The organism is Candidatus Methylomirabilota bacterium (assembly GCA_035764725.1).
Lineage (GTDB): Bacteria > Methylomirabilota > Methylomirabilia > Rokubacteriales > CSP1-6 > DASRWT01.
In genome coordinates this window covers 1-17,157 of sequence record DASTYT010000079.1, presented here as the reverse complement: position 1 = coordinate 17,157, position 17,157 = coordinate 1, and the positions used below count along the sequence as shown (strand labels likewise).

At 68.3% G+C, this 17,157-nt stretch carries 16 protein-coding genes; all 16 read right to left on the bottom strand.

Annotated elements, in window-relative coordinates:
• On the bottom strand, window positions 1–732 hold a 732-nt coding region (leuB, locus tag VFX14_12810; protein HEU5190561.1), incomplete at its 3' end, for a 3-isopropylmalate dehydrogenase.
• A gap of 25 nt (window positions 733–757) precedes the next feature.
• Window positions 758–1,567, bottom strand: a complete 810-nt coding sequence (pssA, locus tag VFX14_12805) for a CDP-diacylglycerol--serine O-phosphatidyltransferase (protein ID HEU5190560.1) — start codon at window positions 1,565–1,567, stop codon at window positions 758–760.
• A gap of 34 nt (window positions 1,568–1,601) precedes the next feature.
• Window positions 1,602–2,231: a phosphatidylserine decarboxylase family protein gene (locus tag VFX14_12800; protein ID HEU5190559.1), complete on the bottom strand. Its 630-nt coding sequence runs from the start codon at window positions 2,229–2,231 to the stop codon at window positions 1,602–1,604.
• A gap of 22 nt (window positions 2,232–2,253) precedes the next feature.
• On the bottom strand, window positions 2,254–3,258 hold the full coding sequence (ilvC, locus tag VFX14_12795; protein HEU5190558.1) for a ketol-acid reductoisomerase: 1,005 nt from the start codon (window positions 3,256–3,258) through the stop codon (window positions 2,254–2,256).
• A gap of 25 nt (window positions 3,259–3,283) precedes the next feature.
• On the bottom strand, window positions 3,284–3,877 hold the full coding sequence (ilvN, locus tag VFX14_12790; GenBank protein ID HEU5190557.1) for an acetolactate synthase small subunit: 594 nt from the start codon (window positions 3,875–3,877) through the stop codon (window positions 3,284–3,286).
• A gap of 1 nt (window position 3,878) precedes the next feature.
• Window positions 3,879–5,633, bottom strand: a complete 1,755-nt coding sequence (ilvB, locus tag VFX14_12785) for a biosynthetic-type acetolactate synthase large subunit (protein HEU5190556.1) — start codon at window positions 5,631–5,633, stop codon at window positions 3,879–3,881.
• Window positions 5,630–8,410, bottom strand: coding sequence for a pyruvate, phosphate dikinase (gene ppdK, locus VFX14_12780; protein ID HEU5190555.1), 2,781 nt, complete (start codon window positions 8,408–8,410; stop codon window positions 5,630–5,632). The genes ilvB and ppdK overlap by 4 nt, the downstream gene beginning before the upstream one ends.
• 131 nt (window positions 8,411–8,541) lie before the next feature.
• Window positions 8,542–9,342, bottom strand: a complete 801-nt coding sequence (locus VFX14_12775; protein ID HEU5190554.1) for a FadR/GntR family transcriptional regulator — start codon at window positions 9,340–9,342, stop codon at window positions 8,542–8,544.
• 4 nt (window positions 9,343–9,346) lie between these two features.
• Window positions 9,347–10,060, bottom strand: coding sequence for a TerC family protein (locus VFX14_12770; protein HEU5190553.1), 714 nt, complete (start codon window positions 10,058–10,060; stop codon window positions 9,347–9,349).
• Window positions 10,029–10,790 carry a TerC family protein gene (locus tag VFX14_12765; GenBank protein HEU5190552.1) on the bottom strand — a complete coding sequence of 254 codons (762 nt, stop codon included), beginning with the start codon at window positions 10,788–10,790 and terminating at the stop codon, window positions 10,029–10,031. Before VFX14_12765 ends, VFX14_12770 begins: the two co-directional genes overlap by 32 nt.
• A 17-nt stretch (window positions 10,791–10,807) precedes the next feature.
• Window positions 10,808–12,322, bottom strand: coding sequence for a tripartite tricarboxylate transporter permease (locus tag VFX14_12760; GenBank protein HEU5190551.1), 1,515 nt, complete (start codon window positions 12,320–12,322; stop codon window positions 10,808–10,810).
• 3 nt (window positions 12,323–12,325) lie between these two features.
• Window positions 12,326–12,787: a tripartite tricarboxylate transporter TctB family protein gene (locus VFX14_12755; protein HEU5190550.1), complete on the bottom strand. Its 462-nt coding sequence runs from the start codon at window positions 12,785–12,787 to the stop codon at window positions 12,326–12,328.
• 3 nt (window positions 12,788–12,790) lie between these two features.
• Window positions 12,791–13,798: a tripartite tricarboxylate transporter substrate binding protein gene (locus VFX14_12750; protein HEU5190549.1), complete on the bottom strand. Its 1,008-nt coding sequence runs from the start codon at window positions 13,796–13,798 to the stop codon at window positions 12,791–12,793.
• A 166-nt stretch (window positions 13,799–13,964) separates the two neighbouring features.
• Window positions 13,965–14,984, bottom strand: coding sequence for a thiamine pyrophosphate-dependent enzyme (locus VFX14_12745; protein HEU5190548.1), 1,020 nt, complete (start codon window positions 14,982–14,984; stop codon window positions 13,965–13,967).
• Window positions 14,985–14,996: 12 nt separating this feature from the next.
• Window positions 14,997–16,223 (bottom strand): pyruvate ferredoxin oxidoreductase, encoded by a 1,227-nt coding sequence (locus tag VFX14_12740; GenBank protein ID HEU5190547.1) that lies wholly within the window; start codon window positions 16,221–16,223, stop codon window positions 14,997–14,999.
• A gap of 14 nt (window positions 16,224–16,237) precedes the next feature.
• Window positions 16,238–17,157: 4Fe-4S dicluster-binding protein (locus VFX14_12735; GenBank protein HEU5190546.1), on the bottom strand; the 920-nt coding region annotated here is incomplete at its 5' end.

Below are 17,157 nucleotides of genomic sequence, written 5' to 3'. Positions count from 1 at the left end.
GGTGTTCTCGGTGACCAGCGTGTCGAAGTGGGTCGGCTTGTGGATCAGGGCCATCGCGCAGTTGTCGACGAGCACGTGCTCCACTTCCACCTGGGGATAGTCCTTGGCCACACGGTTCACGGTGTCCCGCCACAGCTGGGACACGATGAGCACGTTGGACTTGTCCACCGAGGCCAGCCGCTTCTTCCGCTTCATCGCCACGTCGAACGCGGCGCGCACCACACGCTCGATCTCCTTGGTGGTGTACGACATCGTGTTGATGGCCTTCTCGCCGCCGCCGGGCAGGACCTCGCGGCCGCGCGGCTCGCCGAAGTAGAGGCCGGCGGTGAGCTCGCGGATCACCATCAGGTCCGTCCCCTCCACGACCGAGCGCTTGAGCGGCGAGGCGTCCACCAGCATGGGGAAGCACTTCGCCGGACGGAGGTTGGCGAAGAGGTCCAGCTCCTTGCGGATGCGGAGCAGGCCGCGCTCCGGCCGCACTTCCTGCGGCAGGCTGTCCCACTTGGGCCCGCCCACGGAGCCGAACAGGATGGCGTCCGCCTGCTGGCACAGCCGCAGCGCGGCCTCGGGCAGCGGGCCGCCGGTGGCGTCGATGGCGGCGCCGCCCACCAGGCCCATCTCGAACTCGAAGCTGGCCCCGGTGGCCTTGCCCACCACCTCGAGGACGCGGCGCGCCTCGGGGGTGACCTCCTGGCCGATGCCGTCGCCGGGCAGGAACGCGATCTTGTGCACGCTCACGTCGAGACTCCTTGTCGTATCAGTGCGCGTCCCGCGGGGCCTTGTCCGCCAACAGCAGCATGTCCCGGCGGCGTGCCCAGAGGGGACGCGTGGGGCCGCTCAGGAGATACGCGGCGAAGAGGGCGAAGAGGAACCACTGCGGGTGGGTGGCAACGATCAGCACGCCGAGGACGACGAGGAGCAGGAGCCCGACGGGGCGCCGCCGCGAGAGATCGATCTCCTTGAAGCTGTAGTAGCGGAACGTGGAGACCATGAGGAGCGAGACGAGATAGGTGCCGATCGCGATCAGGCTCGCCTGCCAGCGCTCGAGCTCGTCACCGTCCACGAGCAGCGCCACCGAGGCCACCATGCCCGCGGCGGCGGGAATGGGCAGGCCCACGAAGTAGCGTCGGTCCGTGACGCCGGTGTATACGTTGAAGCGGGCCAGGCGCAGGGCGCCGCAGATCACGAACAGGAAGGCCCCCAGCCAGGCCGCGCGCCCGAGCGGGGCGAGGGCCAGCGAGTAAACCATGAACGCGGGAGCGACGCCGAACGAGACCACGTCGGCGAGCGAGTCGAACTCCACGCCGAACTGGGTGGTGGTCTTGGTGAGCCGCGCCACCTTGCCGTCGAGCATGTCCATGACCATCGCGACGAACAGAGACACCGCGGCCTCGGTGAAGCGCTGTTGCGCGGTCAGGACGAGGGCCAGGAAGCCGCAGAAGAGATTCCCGGTGGTCAGCAGGCTCGGCAGCAGGAAGATGCCCCGGCGCCGCTGCTCGCGGAGCTCCTGCCAGCGTCGACGCCGCGGACCGCGCGCTCCCTCACCCGGCAGATGTCGGCGCCTCATGCTTGTAGCCCTCCATCCGGCGCCTGACCACGCCTCATGGCTTGAGCACTCCCATCACGGTCTCTCCTCCCCTCACCCGGTCGCCTTCCTTGACCCGGATCTCGGTACCCCGGGCCACCACCAGGTCGGTGCGCGACCCGAACCGAATCAACCCATACCGCTCCCCGGCCTGGAGCTTGTCTCCCGGCCGGACCCGGCACACGATGCGCCGGGCCAGCACCCCGGCGATCTGGCGCACGGCCATCCGCCCCGTATCCGTCTCGAGCGCCACCGTGCAGCGCTCGTTCTCCTCCGACGCCTCGGGACGGTACGCGGCGAGGAACCGCCCCGCCTTGTAGTCCACGTCGCGCACGATCCCCGCCACGGGCGTCCGGTTCACGTGGACGTCGAGCGGCGAGAGAAAGATGGAGACGCGCGTCGCCGGCCCCACCCAGCGGTCCTCGACCTGCGCGATCGCCATCACCTTGCCGTCGGCGGGGGCGAGCACCGCGCCCGGAAGGCCCGGCGGCCGGCGGTCGGGATCACGAAAGAAGCCGAGACACGCCAGCGTGACGAGCGCGAGCGCAAGCGCTCCCACCCACCACCCCACCACCGCCAGAATACACGCGGCGATGGCGGGAGGGAAGATGAAGGGCCAGCCCTCGGCGGCCACCGGGATACGCATGGCCCGTCCGACCCCTGGGTCCCTACTCCCGAGGCGGTTTGATCCAGGACATCATCTTGCGCAGCCGGGCCCCGACCTCCTCGATCTGATGCTCGGCATCGCGCTTGCGCATGGCGAGGAAGCCAGCGCGGTGCGCCTGGTTCTCGAGGATCCACTCCCGCGCGAACTGACCGGACTGGATCTCGGCGAGGATCTTCTTCATCTCGGCCTTGATGCGGTCGTCCACGACGCGCGGGCCCCGGGTGTAGTCGCCGTACTCCGCGGTGTCCGACACCGAGTAGCGCATGTAGGCGAGGCCGCCCTGGTAGAAGAGGTCCACGATCAGCTTCATCTCGTGCATGCACTCGAAGTACGCGATCTCCGGCTGATAGCCGGCCTCGACCAGCGTCTCGAAGGCGCTCTTGATGAGGTGGGAGACACCGCCGCAGAGCGTGGTCTGCTCGCCGAAGAGGTCGGTCTCCGTCTCCTCCTTGAACGTGGTCTCGATGATGCCGGCGCGGGCGCAGCCCACACCCTTGCCGTAGGCGAGCGCCACGTCCTTGGCCTTGCCCGACACGTCCTGGTACACCGCGACGAGGGCCGGCACGCCGGGGCCCTGGGTGAAGAGATCCCGCATCACGTGACCGGGTGCCTTGGGCGCGATCATCGCCACGTCCACGTCGGGCGATGGCACCACCTGGTTGAAGTGGATGTTGAAGCCGTGGGCGAACATCAGCATCTTGCCCTTCCCGAGGGCGCCCTTGATGGACTCCTCGTAGACCTGGCGCTGCGTCTGATCCGGCAGCAGGATCATGATGATGTCGCCGGCGGCGGCCGCCTCGTTGACGCTCATCACCTTGAGTCCCGCTTGCTCCGCCCGGGTCCAGCTCTTGGAGCCCTTGTAGAGGCCCACCACCACGTCCTGCCCGGAATCCTTCAGGTTGAGCGCGTGGGCGTGGCCCTGGCTCCCGTAGCCGATGATGGCCACCTTCTTGCCGCGCAGGAGACCGAGGTCGGCGTCCTGGTCGTAATAGATCTTGGCCGGCATGTTCGTTGTCTCTCCGGTTTGGGGTTTAGTCCGCGAAGCCGACGACCTTCGGGTCCTGCGGCTGGGGGCGCGCGGGCGGGCCCGGCCGCTTGCCGAGCTTCTCCTCCACCTTGCGCACGCGGTTCTTCGGGCTGCGCGCGATGGCGACCTTGCCGGTGCGCACGATCTCCTGGATGCCGAAGGGCCGCAGGAGATCGATGATCGCCTCGATCTTCCCTTCCTCGCCGGTGACTTCCAGCGTGTAGGTGGTCGGCGTCACGTCCACCACCTTGGCCCGGAAGATGTCGGCGATCCTGAGAATCTCCGCCCGGGACGTGGGCTCGGCGTTGACCTTGAGGAGGAGCATCTCGCGCTCCACGTGATCCTCCTCGCTGAGGTCGGTCACCTTGATGACGTCGATGAGCTTGTGCAGCTGCTTGATCACCTGCTCGATGATGAAGGCGTCGCCCCGCACCACCAGCGTCATCCGCGACACCGTGGGATCGAGGGTCTCGCCCACCGAGAGGCTCTCGATGTTGTAGCCGCGCGCGGAGAAGAGCCCCGCCACGCGCGAGAGCACGCCGAACTTGTTCTCCACCAGCACGGCGATGGTGTGCTTGCGATGCTCGACCGTGCTCACGCTAGAACCCCGTCTGCGACTTGGCCGCCCGGTCCCGCACCTCGGTGGTGGGGGGCGCCAGGATCATGTCGGTGTTGGCTCCGCCCGCCGGCACCATGGGGAACACGCACTCGTCCTTGTTGACCCACACGTCGACCACCACCGGGCCCGGGGTGGCCATCATCTTCTCGAGGGCGGGGCGCACCTCGGTGGGCTTGGTGGCGCGGATGCCCGTGCAGCCGTACGCCTCGGCCAGCTTCACGAAGTCGGGGCAGGGCCCGAGGTCGATGGCGCAGAAGCGCTCCTTGTAGATGATGCGCTGCCACTGGCGCACCATGCCGTGGCCGCCGTTGTTGATGATGATGGTCTTCACGGGGAGCTGCTCCTCGTGGCAGGTCGCCAGCTCCTGGCTGTTCATCTGGAACGAGCCGTCGCCGTCGATGTTCACGACGAGACGGCGGGGGTGGCCCGCCTGCACCCCCATCGCGGTGGGGAGCCCATAGCCCATGGTCCCGAGCCCGCCCGAGGTGCACCACATTCGTGGGTGCTTGAAGCGGTAATACTGGGCGGCCCACATCTGGTGCTGTCCCACTCCCGTCACCACGAAGGCCTCGCCCTTGGTGAGGTCGGAGAGCTGCTCGATGACGTACTGGGGCTTGATGACGTCGTCGCTCCACTCGTAGCGCAGCGGCTCCCGCGTCCGCCACTCCGCGATCTGCTCGTGCCATTGCCGCCGCGCCTCGCGCACCGCCCCCCCGGGGTAGGACTTCAGCTCCTCACGCACCGCCTCCAGGAGCTTCGCGAGCACGCGCTTGCAGTCACCCACGATGGGGATGGCCACGGGGATATTCTTGGAGATCGACGACGGGTCGATGTCCACGTGGATGATCTGGGCATTGGGCGCGAACATGTCCACCTTGCCGGTGACGCGATCGTCGAAGCGCGCGCCCACCGCCATGAGCACGTCCGAGTGGTGGACGGCCATGTTCGCATAGTAAGTCCCGTGCATGCCCAGCATGTCGAGGGACAGCGGGTGCGCCATGGGGAAGGCGCCCAGCCCCATGAGAGTCTGCGTCAGCGGGATCTGGGTGAGCTCGGCGAGCTCGAAGAGCTCGGGGGAGGCGTCCGCGGAGATCGCGCCGCCGCCCACGTAGAGCACGGGCCGCTTGGCCCGCACGAGGGCGCGGGCCGCCTTCTTGATCTGACCCGGATGACCGTCGTAGGTCGGGTTGTAGGAGCGGAGGTGCACGGTCGACGGATAGTCGAACTCCCACTCCTTGACCAGGATGTCTTTGGGCAGGTCCACGTGCACCGGCCCGGGCCGGCCGCTCCGCGCCAGGAAGAAGGCTTCCTTGATGGTCCCGGCGAGATCGTCGCCGTCCTTCACCAGGAAGTTGTGCTTGGTCGCCGAGCGCGTGATGCCGACGTTGTCGGCCTCCTGAAAGGCGTCGTTGCCGATAAGGTGGGTCGGCACCTGACCGGTGAACGCGACCATCGGGATCGAGTCCATCAGGGCGTCCTGCAGCGCGGTGACCAGGTTCGTGGCGGCGGGGCCCGAGGTGACCAGGCACACGCCGGTCTTCCCGGTGGTGCGCGAGTACCCTTCCGCGGCGTGCCCGGCCGCGGCTTCCTGGCGGACGAGGACGTGGCGCAGCCCTTCGAAGTCGTACAGGGCGTCGTAGATCGGCAGCACCGCCCCGCCCGGCAAGCCGAAGATGAGGTCCACGCCTTCCCGCTTCAAGCACTCGAGCACGATGCGCGCGCCAGCCAGTTTCACTGCCTCGTCTCCTTGGTGTGAGAAGCCTTCGACCGCTTGCCCCGCTTCGCGGCACGCCGCGGCGCCGCCAGCTGCGCCTGCGCCGCGGCCAGCCAGGCGATGGGCACCGAGTACGGCGAGCACGAGACGTAGGTCATGCCCACCCGGTGGCAGAAGTCCACCGACGAGGGCTCGCCGCCGTGCTCGCCGCAGATCCCGACCTTGAGGCCGGGCCGCGTTCGGCGGCCGCGCTCGATACCGATGCGGACCATCTCGCCCACGCCCTCCTGGTCGAGCACCGCGAAGGGATCGGCAGGCAAGAGCTTGTGCTCCAGGTAGAACGGCAAGAATTTGCCGATGTCGTCCCGGCTGTAGCCGAAGGTCATCTGCGTCATGTCGTTGGTGCCGAACGAGAAGAACTCCGCGTAGCGGGCGAGCTGATCGGCGACGAGGGACGCCCGCGGCACCTCGATCATGGTCCCCACCGTGTACGGCACGCGCACGCCCGTCTCAGCTTGCACCGCCTCCGCCACCCGCCGCGTCATCTCCTCGGTGAGCTTCATCTCCGCCACGGTGCCGGTGAGCGGGATCATGATCTCGGGCTCAACGCCGATCCCCCGCCGGGCCACCGCGCAGGCCGCCTCCATGATGGCCCGCACCTGCATGTCGTAGATCTCGGGGAACGTGATGCCGAGGCGGCAGCCGCGATGGCCGAGCATGGGATTGGATTCTTGCAACGCCTCGAGCCGCGCCTTGACCGCCCCCAGCTCGGCATGGCGCGTGGGATTGATGCCACGTGCGTCGAGGCGAGTGTACTCCTCGAGCACGTCCTTGTACTTGGGCAGGAACTCGTGCAGCGGCGGGTCGAGGAGCCGGATCGTCACCGGCAGGTCCTTCATCGCCGTGAAGATCCCCACGAAGTCTTCTCGCTGAAACGGCAGGAGTCTGTCGACCGCCTTCTGCCGGTCCGAGGCATCCGAGGCCATGATCATCTCGCGCACGATTGGAATACGGTCCTCGGCGAAGAACATGTGCTCGGTACGCACGAGGCCGATGCCCTCCGCGGCGAACTCCCGCGCCTTGGCGGCGTCCTCGGGGGTGTCGGCGTTGGCCCGCACCCGTGTGGTGGCGGCGGCACGGGCCCAGCCCAGGAGCTCCCTGAACTCCGGCGAAAGCGTGGGGTCGATGAGGGGCAGCGAGCCTTGCACCACGTCGCCGGTCGCGCCGTTCAGCGTGATGGTTTGTCCCTCGCGCACCACCGTGCGGCCCACGGTGAAGCGCCGACGCTCCTCGTCCACCACGATCTCGCCCGCGCCCACGATGCAGGCCTTGCCCATCCCGCGCGCGACCACCGCCGCGTGCGAGGTCAGGCCGCCGCGTGCGGTGAGGATGCCCTGTGAGGCATGCATGCCCGCTACGTCCTCGGGCGAGGTCTCCGCGCGGACAAGGATGACCTTCTCCTCCTGGAGCGCCTTCTCGACGGCGAGGTCGGGGTCGAAGACCACCCTGCCCGACGCCGCGGCGGCGGTGGCGGCGAGCCCCTGGGTGAGCGCCGTGTAGGTCGCCTTCGGATCCACCGTCTTGACCAGGAGCTGCTGCAGAGAGGCGGCGTCCACCCGCCGAAGCGCAGCGGCCCGGTCGATCGAACGCTCCTTCACCATCTCCACGGCAATCCGCACCGCCGCCGCCGCGGTTCGCTTGCCCGAGCGCGTCTGGAGGATGAAGAGACGCCCCTCCTGCACCGTGAACTCGATGTCCTGCATGTCGCGGTAGTGGCGCTCGAGCCGGTCCTTGATGCTGGAGAGGTCGCGGTACACCTTGGGGAGGTTCGCCTTCAGCGTGGTGAGGGGCTCGGGCGTGCGGATCCCCGCCACCACGTCCTCGCCCTGCGCGTTGACCAGGAACTCGCCGAAAAAGTGAGGGTCGCCGTTCGAGGGGTTGCGGCTGAAGGCCACGCCGGTGCCGGAGGTGTCGCCCAGATTGCCGAACACCATCGCCATCACGGTCACCGCGGTGCCCCAGTCGTCGGCCAGGTGATTGATGCGCCGGTAGTCCACCGCTTTCTTCGCGAACCAGGAGTCGAACACCGCCTGCACGGCCAGTCGGAGCTGTTCGCCCGGGTCCTGGGGGAAGGGGCGGCCCGTCCTCTCCTGGATGAGAGCCTTGTACCGCGCCACCAGATCCCGCAGCGCGGGGGGCGGTACCTCCGCGTCGGAGCGAGCGCCAGTGCTCGCCTTGGCCTCGTCGAGCGGTCCGTCGAAGGCGCGGCGCTCGATGCCAAGCACCACGTCGCCGAAGATTGTGAGGAAGCGGCGATAGCAGTCCCACGCGAAGCGCTCGTTCTTCGTCCAGCGCGCGAGGCCGTCGACGGTCCGGTCGTTGAGCCCGAGATTGAGGACGGTGTCCATCATGCCCGGCATGGACACGCGGGCCCCGGACCGCACCGACACGAGCAGCGGCCGCTTGGGGTCGCCGAGCTTGAGCCCCACCGCCGTCTCGAGCCGGCCGAGGGCGGCCTGCACCTGCGTCCAGAGCCCGGCGGGCGCCTTCTTGCCCGCGTCCACGTAGGCCCGCCAGGCCTCGGTCGTGATGGTGAAGCCGGGGGGAACCGGGATGCCCAGGTTGGTCATCTCGGCCAGCTCGCAGCCTTTGCCGCCGAGGAGATCTCGCATCGCGCTCGAGCCGTCGGCCTTGCCATTGGCGAACCCGTAGACGTACTTCGGCGCGGACGAGCGCCTCGCCACGGACTTGGGTACGGACACTCGCCTCGAGTGGACGCGTGCCTTCACCTGCGCCATCGAGGAATCCTCCACCGGCGGTGCGGACAGAAAAAATGAGGCCCGCGAGGGCCTGGATTTACCCGCCCATGCTACGGAAGGGCTGGAGCAATGTCAACAAATAATCTTGCACCACGCGGACTTAGCGATGACTACCCGCTCGGCTTCTTCCGCCGGCTCTCCGCCGATCCCTCACTGCCCTCGCGGGCGCCGGCCGGTCCCATGACCAGCCGCTCCACCGCCGTGAGGTGGTCGAGCACCGCGCGGTGCGCCCCCACCTCGTCCCGGCGGCGGATGGCATCCAGGATACGCTGATGGTCGAGGTGGGAGCGGTTCGGGCGGCCCGGCGTGTGGAGCGACTCCTCGCGGCTCTGCGTCAGGAGCTCCATCAGCGCGCTGTCGATGCGGCTGATCGCGCGGTTGTGGGCGCTCGCCGCCATGGCCGCGTGAAACGCGGCGTCCTGGTGGAGACCGGTGCCGCCCTGGGCGATCTCCTTGGACTGGTCCTCCAGGATGCGTCGCATCTCGGCGATGTCCTCGGGCGTGGCCCGCCGCGCCGCCAGCGCGCCGATGGCGGGCTCCAGCAGGCGCCGGGCCTCGAACAGCTCCCCGACCGCCTCGCGATGCGGCAGGATGACGAGGGCCAGCGGCTCGATGAGGGCATCCACCGAGATGTCGCGGATGAAGGTGCCTTCCCCCGCCCGGATCTCGATGAGCCCGCGGCTCTGCAGCGCGCGCAGCGCCTCCCGCACCGACGTGCGGCTGACCATGAACTTCTCGGCGAGGTCGCGCTCGGGGGGCAGCTGATCGCCCGACTTGAGCTTGCCCTCCGCGATCAGCTGCTTGACCTGGCGGACGATCTCCTCGTAGATCCGGGTGCTCTTGACGGGCTCGATCTCCATGTTCCGCCCGCCCGCCGCGCCCCGCGGGGTCGCCGCGCCCTCGCCGCGCACGCTCTCACGCTCCCTCGGAGACCGGCGGGGCCCCCGCGGCGGCGTTGCGTGCCAGCCACCAGCCCAGGGCGGCCACCGCGATCCCGAGCACGATCGGCACGGGGTCGGCGAGCAGGTCCACGTGCGCGCCCAGCCAGCGGCGGAGCACCGGGTCGTCGAGCATCATGTCGCCCGCGACATAGCCGAGGACACCGCCGCCGATCCAGATGATCCAGCGATAGCGCGCCATGAGCCGGGAGAGGAGGCCGCTGCCCCAGACGACCAGCGGCAGGGACAGCGCAATGCCGAAGACGACCAGGCCCAGATCACCGTGGGCCGCCGCCGCCACCGCCAGCACGTTGTCCAGGCTCATCGTGATGTCGGCCACGATGATGATCCAGATGGACTCGGCCAGCGAGCCGCCGGCCCGGACGTGGCCGCCTTCCGCCTGCGCCGGCCGCACCAGCTTGACCGCAATCCACACCAGGACCAGCCCGCCCACGAGCTGGAGCAGCGGGATCCGCAGCAGATAGCTGACCACCCCGATGAAGAGGACGCGCAGACCGACCGCGCCCACGGTGCCCCAGATACGGGCCTTCCACTGCTGATCGGGAGGCAACGAGCGGACGGCGAGCGCGATGACGAGAGCATTGTCCCCCGCCAGCGACAGATCGATCAGGACGATGGCGAGAAGGCGGGCCCAAAACTCAGGGTCGAGGAGAAAGATTGTCGGCTCCATTCCCGGCCTCCGCGGAGGCCACTCCGTGTGGGCGGGCCCCGCGCGCCGCCCGTCGCGCCAGCCACCACCCCAGCACGAACAACGCCGCGGTGAAGACCACGGGGACAGCATAGCGCAGGACGCGCCTCGCGTGCCCCAGCCAGCCCACCACCGCGGGATCCTCGAGGAGCATTTCGCCGGCCACCCAGCCGAGCAGCGCGCCCCCGGCCCAGATGATCCAGGGGAAGCGATTCATCAGCCGGGCGAGATGCCCGCTGCCCCAGACTACGATGGGGATGGACATCGCGATCCCGACCACGATGAGGAAGTAATCGTCGTGGGCCGCGGCCGCGATGGCCAGGACATTGTCGAGGCTCATGGTCACGTCGGCCGCCACGATGATCCAGATCGCCTCCCAGAACGAGGCGCCGTGCCGGCCCGCCGTCTCCTCGATCTCCAGCGCCGGGCGCACGAGGCGGTACGCGATCCACAGGAGCGCGACGCCGCCGCCCAGCCGGAGGAACGGCACGCGCAGCATGGCGGATACCAGCCCCACGAAGGCCATCCGCAGCCCCACCGCCCCCACCGTCCCCCAGATCTGCCCCTGCAGCCGCTGGCGCTTCGGCAGCACCCGCACGGCGAGCGCGATGACCACCGCGTTGTCGCCGGAGAGGAAGAGGTTCAGCACGCTGATCTCGAGGAGGCGGAGCCAGAACTCCGGGGTCGCGAGCAGCGCCAGGAAGCCGGGCACGGTGGAGCCGCCGGCGCCTAGTGGGCCGACCGGGCGGGCTCGGGCATGCCGCCACCCCGCCGGCGCCACGCCGAGATCGCGGGCAAGGCGAAGAAGAAGAGGGCCAGCGCGGTGATCACGCCCGCGATGGGCCGCGTCACGAAGATGCCGAGCGAGCCCTGGGACATGATGAGGCTCTGGCGGAGCGCGTTCTCCGCGTGGTCCCCCAGGACCAGCGCGAGGACGAGAGGCGCGAGCGGATAGTCCAGCTTCTTGAACACGTACCCCACCACGCCGAAGATCACCATGTACCAGATATCGATCATGTTGCTGTGCACCGCGTACGCCCCGATGGCGCACACGACCACGATCATGGGCGTGAGGATGGCGAAGGGCACGCGAAGGATCGCCGCGAAGAACGGCACGAAGGCCAGTACCATCAGCACGCCGATGATGTTGCCGGTGTACATGCTCGCGATGAGCCCCCAGACGAAGTCCGGGCGCTCCTTGAAGAGCATGGGGCCCGGCTGGAGCCCCCAGATGATGAGCCCGCCCAGCATCACCGCCGCCGTGGGCGAGCCGGGGATCCCCAGGGTGATCATGGGCAGCATCGCCGCCACGCCCGCCGCGTGCGCCGCCGTCTCCGGGGCCACCACGCCTTCGATGTCGCCCTTGCCGAACCGCTCGGGGTGGCGGGAGAAGCGCTTGGCGAAGGAATAGCTCATGAAGGAGGCGGGGGTGGCGCCGCCCGGCTTGAAGCCCATCCAGAACCCGATGAAAGCGCCCCGGACGAACGTGCGCCAGTAGCGCGGCAGGATCTTCCAGGTCTCCAGCACCACTCGCGGCCGCATCCCCGTGTGCACGCCTTTGAAGGAGAGGCCCTCCTCCACGCTCAGCAGGATCTCGCCGATACCGAAGAGCCCGATCACCGCGATGATGAAGTCGAAGCCCTGCATGAGCTCGGTGACGCCGAAGGTGAGGCGGAGCTGGCCGGTCACGATGTCGAGCCCCACCGCGGCGAGGATGAAGCCCAGCACGATCGAGATGACGGTCTTCGCCGCGCTCCCCCCGCCCAGCCCTACGAAGCTCGAGAAGGTCAGGAACTGGATCGCGAAGATCTCCGGCGGGCCGAAGTGCAGCGCCACATCCGCGAGGAGGGGGGCGAACAGCGTGATGAGGACGATGGAGAAGAACGCCCCCACGAAGGACGAGGTGAAGGCCGCGGTGAGGGCCTGCCCGCCCTTCCCCTGTCGCGCCATCGGGTAGCCGTCGAACGTGGTCGCCACCGACCAGGGCTCGCCGGGGATGTTGAACAGGATGGAGGTGATGGCCCCGCCGAAGAGGGCGCCCCAGTAGATCGAGGTGAGGAGGATGATCGCCGAGGTGGGCGGCATCCGCATGGTCAGCGGCAGCAGGATCGCCACCCCGTTGGCGCCGCCCAGGCCCGGGAGCACGCCGATGATGGTGCCGAGCGTGATGCCGAGCACCGCGAAGAAGAGGTTCTGGTGGTGGAGCGCCTGCTCGAAGCCGAGGAAGATGTTCTCGAGCCCCATCGATCAGTACCCCATCCAGGCCTCGAGCGGCCCCTTCGGCATCGGGACCAGGAACCACAGCTCGAAGATGAGGAACGCGGCCACCGGCACTCCAATCGAGAGCGCGAGCACCGCGCGCCATCTGTGGTGGCCGACCCAGCGCATGTAGAAGCCCAGGTAGAGGCCCGCGCTCACGTAGAGCCCGAGCAGGTGGGTCAAGACCACCATGGCGGTCGCCGGCCACAGCACCTTGAGCACGAGCAGGAGGCGCTCTCGGGTGACGAAGGGCTCGCGGGTCTCCCGCCGCGACGCCTGGGCGATGACGATCACGCAACACACCACGAGCACGAGGGCCAGCCAGAACGGGAAGAACCCGCTCCGCGGGCCGTCCGTGCCCCAGCCGATGCCCAGTCGTATCGCGTCAGCGCCCACCAGCCCGCCGAGCGCGAGCAGCACCGACGCGGTGACGATGTCGGCAGTGCGCATGGATTACTTCTTGAGCAATCCGCCCTTCGCCATCAGGTCCTGGTGGAGCTTGTCGTTCTCCTCCACCCACTTCGTGTACTCGGCGCCGGTCGCCCAGGCGGACTTGAGCGCGCCCTCCTCGAGGTACTTCTTCCAGTCCGGCGTGTCCATGACCTTCTTCAGGAAGGCCTGATACCACTCCACCGCGTCCTTGGGCATGTCGGGCGCGCCGAAGATCCCGCGCAACATCAGGTACTGGATGTCCGCGCCGAGAGCCTCCTTCACGGTGGGGATATCCTTCCACGCGTCGAATGCGATGCGCGAGCTGTCGAACACCGCGAGCGGGCGCACCCGCCCGGCCTTCCAGTGGCTCACGCACTCGGCAGGATTGTTCACGGTGGAGTCGACGTGCTTGCCCACGAGGTTCACGCACACCTCGCCGCCGCCGCGGAAGGGGACGTAGGTGAACTTCACGCCCAGCGCCTGCTCGAGGAGGATCGTGATGATCTGGTCCTCCTGGGCCGAGCCGGTGCCACCCATCTTCATCGTGCCGTTCTTCTCCTTCACCGCCGCGATGTACTCCTTGGCGGTCTTGTAGGGCGTCTCCGCATTGACCCAGAGCACGAACTCGTCGAGGGCCAGCCGCGCCACCGGGGTGAGGTCGCGCCAGGAAAACGGCACGCCGGTATGGAGCGGCGTGGTGAAGAGGTTGGAGAGGGTGATGATGATGGTGTGGGCATCACCCTTCTTGCCCTTGACGTGGAGGAATCCCTCGGCGCCTGCGCCGCCCGACTTGTTCACCACGATGAACGGCCGCGGCGAGAGCTTGTGCTTGTCGGCGATGCCGGCGATGAGGCGGGCCATCTGGTCGGCCCCGCCTCCGGTCCCGGCGGGGATAATGAACTCGATGGGCTTGCTGGGCTCCCACGCGGCCAGCGCCGGCCTCGGCGCTTCCGCGGAGAGGAGGGCGAGCGCGAGCCCGCCCAGGATTGTCACGAGGCCGACGCCGATGATCCCTCGCCGTAGACTCATGCCGTATCCTCCGCGCGGCCGTCGCGAGGCCGCTCCCGCGGCGTCACGCCAGACGCACCGAACAGGTGGGATGAGAACGGGTGCTGCGGTCCATGAAACCAGCCGGTACCCCGCCCGGATCCCTGCCCCCTCATCGAGGCGCGCGGGCCGGGCGGGGCGTCGGGCGCTACGGCGCGGGAGTGACGGCCCGCTTCTCCTTCCAGAACGGGATGACGCCGGGAATCTCCCACTTGTCCCACATCTCGTCCACCTTCGCCTGGAAGTACTCGAGGTCTTCCTCGACGAAGTGAGCGAAGCGGCCCTGTTTGAGGAGGTACTCGCGAACGGGCTTGCGCGGCCGGCCCTCGGCGATGGCCTTGGATTTGCCGTAGTGCCGGACCACCCCGTCCTCGACCTCGTACAGGGGGAAGATCCCCGTCTCCACCGCGAGCTCGCCCAGCTCGTGCGAGAGCATGGGGTCGTAGTCCCACCCCTTCGGGCACGGGTCCAGCGAGTGGATGAAGGTGGGGCCGCCGATGCTGAGCGCCTTGCGGACCTTGTTCATCATCTCGACCGCGTACGACGCGTCCACCGTGGCGACGTAGCGGCACTCCGGGTGACCCGCGGCGAGCATGCCCGCCATGTTCTTCTTCCACCGCGTGTGGATCAGGCGCTTCACCGAGCCGGGCGGGCTGAACGTGGTATTGGCCCCGTACGGCGTCGACCCCGAGAGCTGGATGTCGGTGTTGGCGTAGGACTCGTTGTCGTACATCAGGATCAGCGAGTTGTACTCCCGGTGGGTCAGGGTGGCCGAGATCGCGCCGAGGCCCATGTCGGCCCCGCCCCCATCCCCGCAGAACGCGATCACGTTGATGGGCTCGGCCTTCATGCGCCCCTTCTTCATGAGCGCCTTGAGCCCGGCCGCGGTGCCGAGCGCGGCGGAGCCGGACGAGCCGAGCTGCGTGTGCATCCACGGCACCACCCAGGGCGTCGTGTAGTAGGTGGTGTTGGCCACGTACATGCAGCCGGTGGCCCCGAGCACGATGGTGCGCGGGCCGGCCGCCTTGACCATGAGCTTCATCACCAGCGCCGACTCGCAGCCCTGGCAGGTGCGGTGGCCGGAGGTGAAGTACTCCTCGATGGTGACCTTCTTGACGCCCTTGAAGGGCGGCAGGAGCTGGGTCGCGTTCGCGAAGGCTTCCGCCATGGTGTGTTCTCCCTATTCCCGCACGCCGAGCCACTGCGTCTTGAGGGGGGACTTCCCGCTCTTGGCCGCCTCGTAGCAGAGGTCGGTCGCCTTGTAGACGTCTTCCAAGGTCACCTCGCGCCCGCCCAGCCCGCAGATGAAGGAGAGGAGCGGCGGCCGCTTGTCCGAGTTGTACATCGCGGCGCGAATTTCGTTGGCGACCACGCCCGAGCCGAACGGCGAGCCGAAGGAGTAGTCGCGGTCGATGACACCGATGGCCTTGGCCCGGGACAGCGCCGCCACCATCTTCTCCGTGGGGAAGGGCCGGAACCATCGGGGCCGGATGAGGCCCACCTTCTTGCCCTGCGCCCGCATGTTGCGGATGCCGACCTTGAAGGGCAGCGAGATCGTGCCCATGCCCATCAGGATGACGTCGGCGTCCTCCGTCATGTACTCCTCGAACCACGGGTTCTCGGGTCCGCGGCCGAACACCTTGCGGAAGTCGGCGTAGGCCTCCTCGATCACGGTGTACGCGCGGGCCATCGCCTCGTTGTTCTGACGCCGGATCTCGATGACCCAGTCCTCGTTGGCCTGCGGGGCCACGGTGATCGGATTGTCGGGATGGAGCAGGAGATCGCCCCGATCGTACTTAGGCAGGAAGCTGTCGACCTTGGCCTTGGTGGGCACCTGCACGATGGCCTGGGAATGGGTCAGGAACGCCCCGTCCGCGGAGATCGCGATGGGGAGGAACACCCGCCGGTCCTCCGCGATGCGGTAGGCCAGCAAGGCGGTGTCGAGCATCTCCTGGGCGGTGTCCACCCAGATCAGCATCCAGCCGAGATCCCGCACCACGAGGGCGTCGTTGTGCTCGACGCCGAACGCGCCCGGATCGTCGAGGGCGCGGTTGCCCACCATGCACACCATGGGCACGCGCAGGGGCGGCGTCACCGTGAGACACTCCATAGCGTACATCCAGCCCACTCCCGACGAGCCGCAGAACACGCGCGCCCCTACCGTGGAGGCGTGCTTGACGATCTCGAACTGGCTGTGCTCGCCCTCCGCCACGATGTACTCGGCCACGAGGTGGCCGTTGGCGATCTTCTTGGCGATGGCCTGCATGACGGTGTCGTACGGCCGGATGGGATAGGCCGTCACCACGTCGATGTCGGCGAGCGTGAGCGCCTCCGCGCAGGCTTCGCTGCCGGAGATCAGCATCTCCTTGTCGCCGGTCGCTACCGTCCCCTTCGTCTCCACTGCCATGGCGCGCGGCCCTCCTAGATCGTCTTGGCCCCGGCGTTCTCGCCGGGGATGCCGGTGGTGATCTCGACCCCGCCGGAGTCGATGTCCTTCTTGATCTCCTCCTCGTACTGGCCGCGGAATCGGAACCCGTGCGAGCGCACGATGTGAGACTTGTCGTTGATCTTGCCCGTCATCCAGGCCTTGTACGTGCCCTTGTCCTTCCGCCACATCTCCCACTGGCTCTGGTTGTCCTCGAAGGAGGCCTCGTTGACCATGGTGATGCATTCCTTCGCCGGGCACACCGCCTCGCACACCCCGCAGCCGCAGCACGATTCCATGTTGGCGTCGTAGAGGCCGTCGGGGGTGACGTCGAAGCACGAGTCGGGGCACTGGATCCAGCAGAGCGTGCACTTCACGCACTTGTCGAAGTCGATCACCGGCCGCATGGTGCGGGTGGTGAACTTCTTGAAGTACGGGTTGCGCTCGGGCACGTAGCCCTTGCCGCCCTCCATGGGCTTGCCCACCGGGATCGCGGGGATCGATACCCCCTCGCGCATCTCCCACCACTTGGGCTTCTCGAACGTGAACGGCGTCTCGGTGTTGCCCTCGGTGGGCTTGACCGGGCGCGACTCGATCCGGTCGTAGGTCTTGCGGGCGGACGCGACCTTGAGGTCCGACCCCCACTCCGCTTCCTTGATCGCCTCGCACACGGCGTCGAGGGAGAGGAAATCGGGCTTGATGCGCGCGAGGGCGCCCAGAATGCGCGCCTCGGTGTGGTCCTCGCGGTACACCCAGAGGCCGGAGAAGGAAGCTTTGGCCCGGATGAGGGCCAGGTTGTACGGGGCGTCCTTCTTGTGGATGTCCTTGAGCAGGGCGGCGGGGCTCTGGAGCGAGGTCATGAGGACGGTGCCGCCCGAGATGGTCAGGCGGTTGATGGGCTGCAGCCCGTACCAGG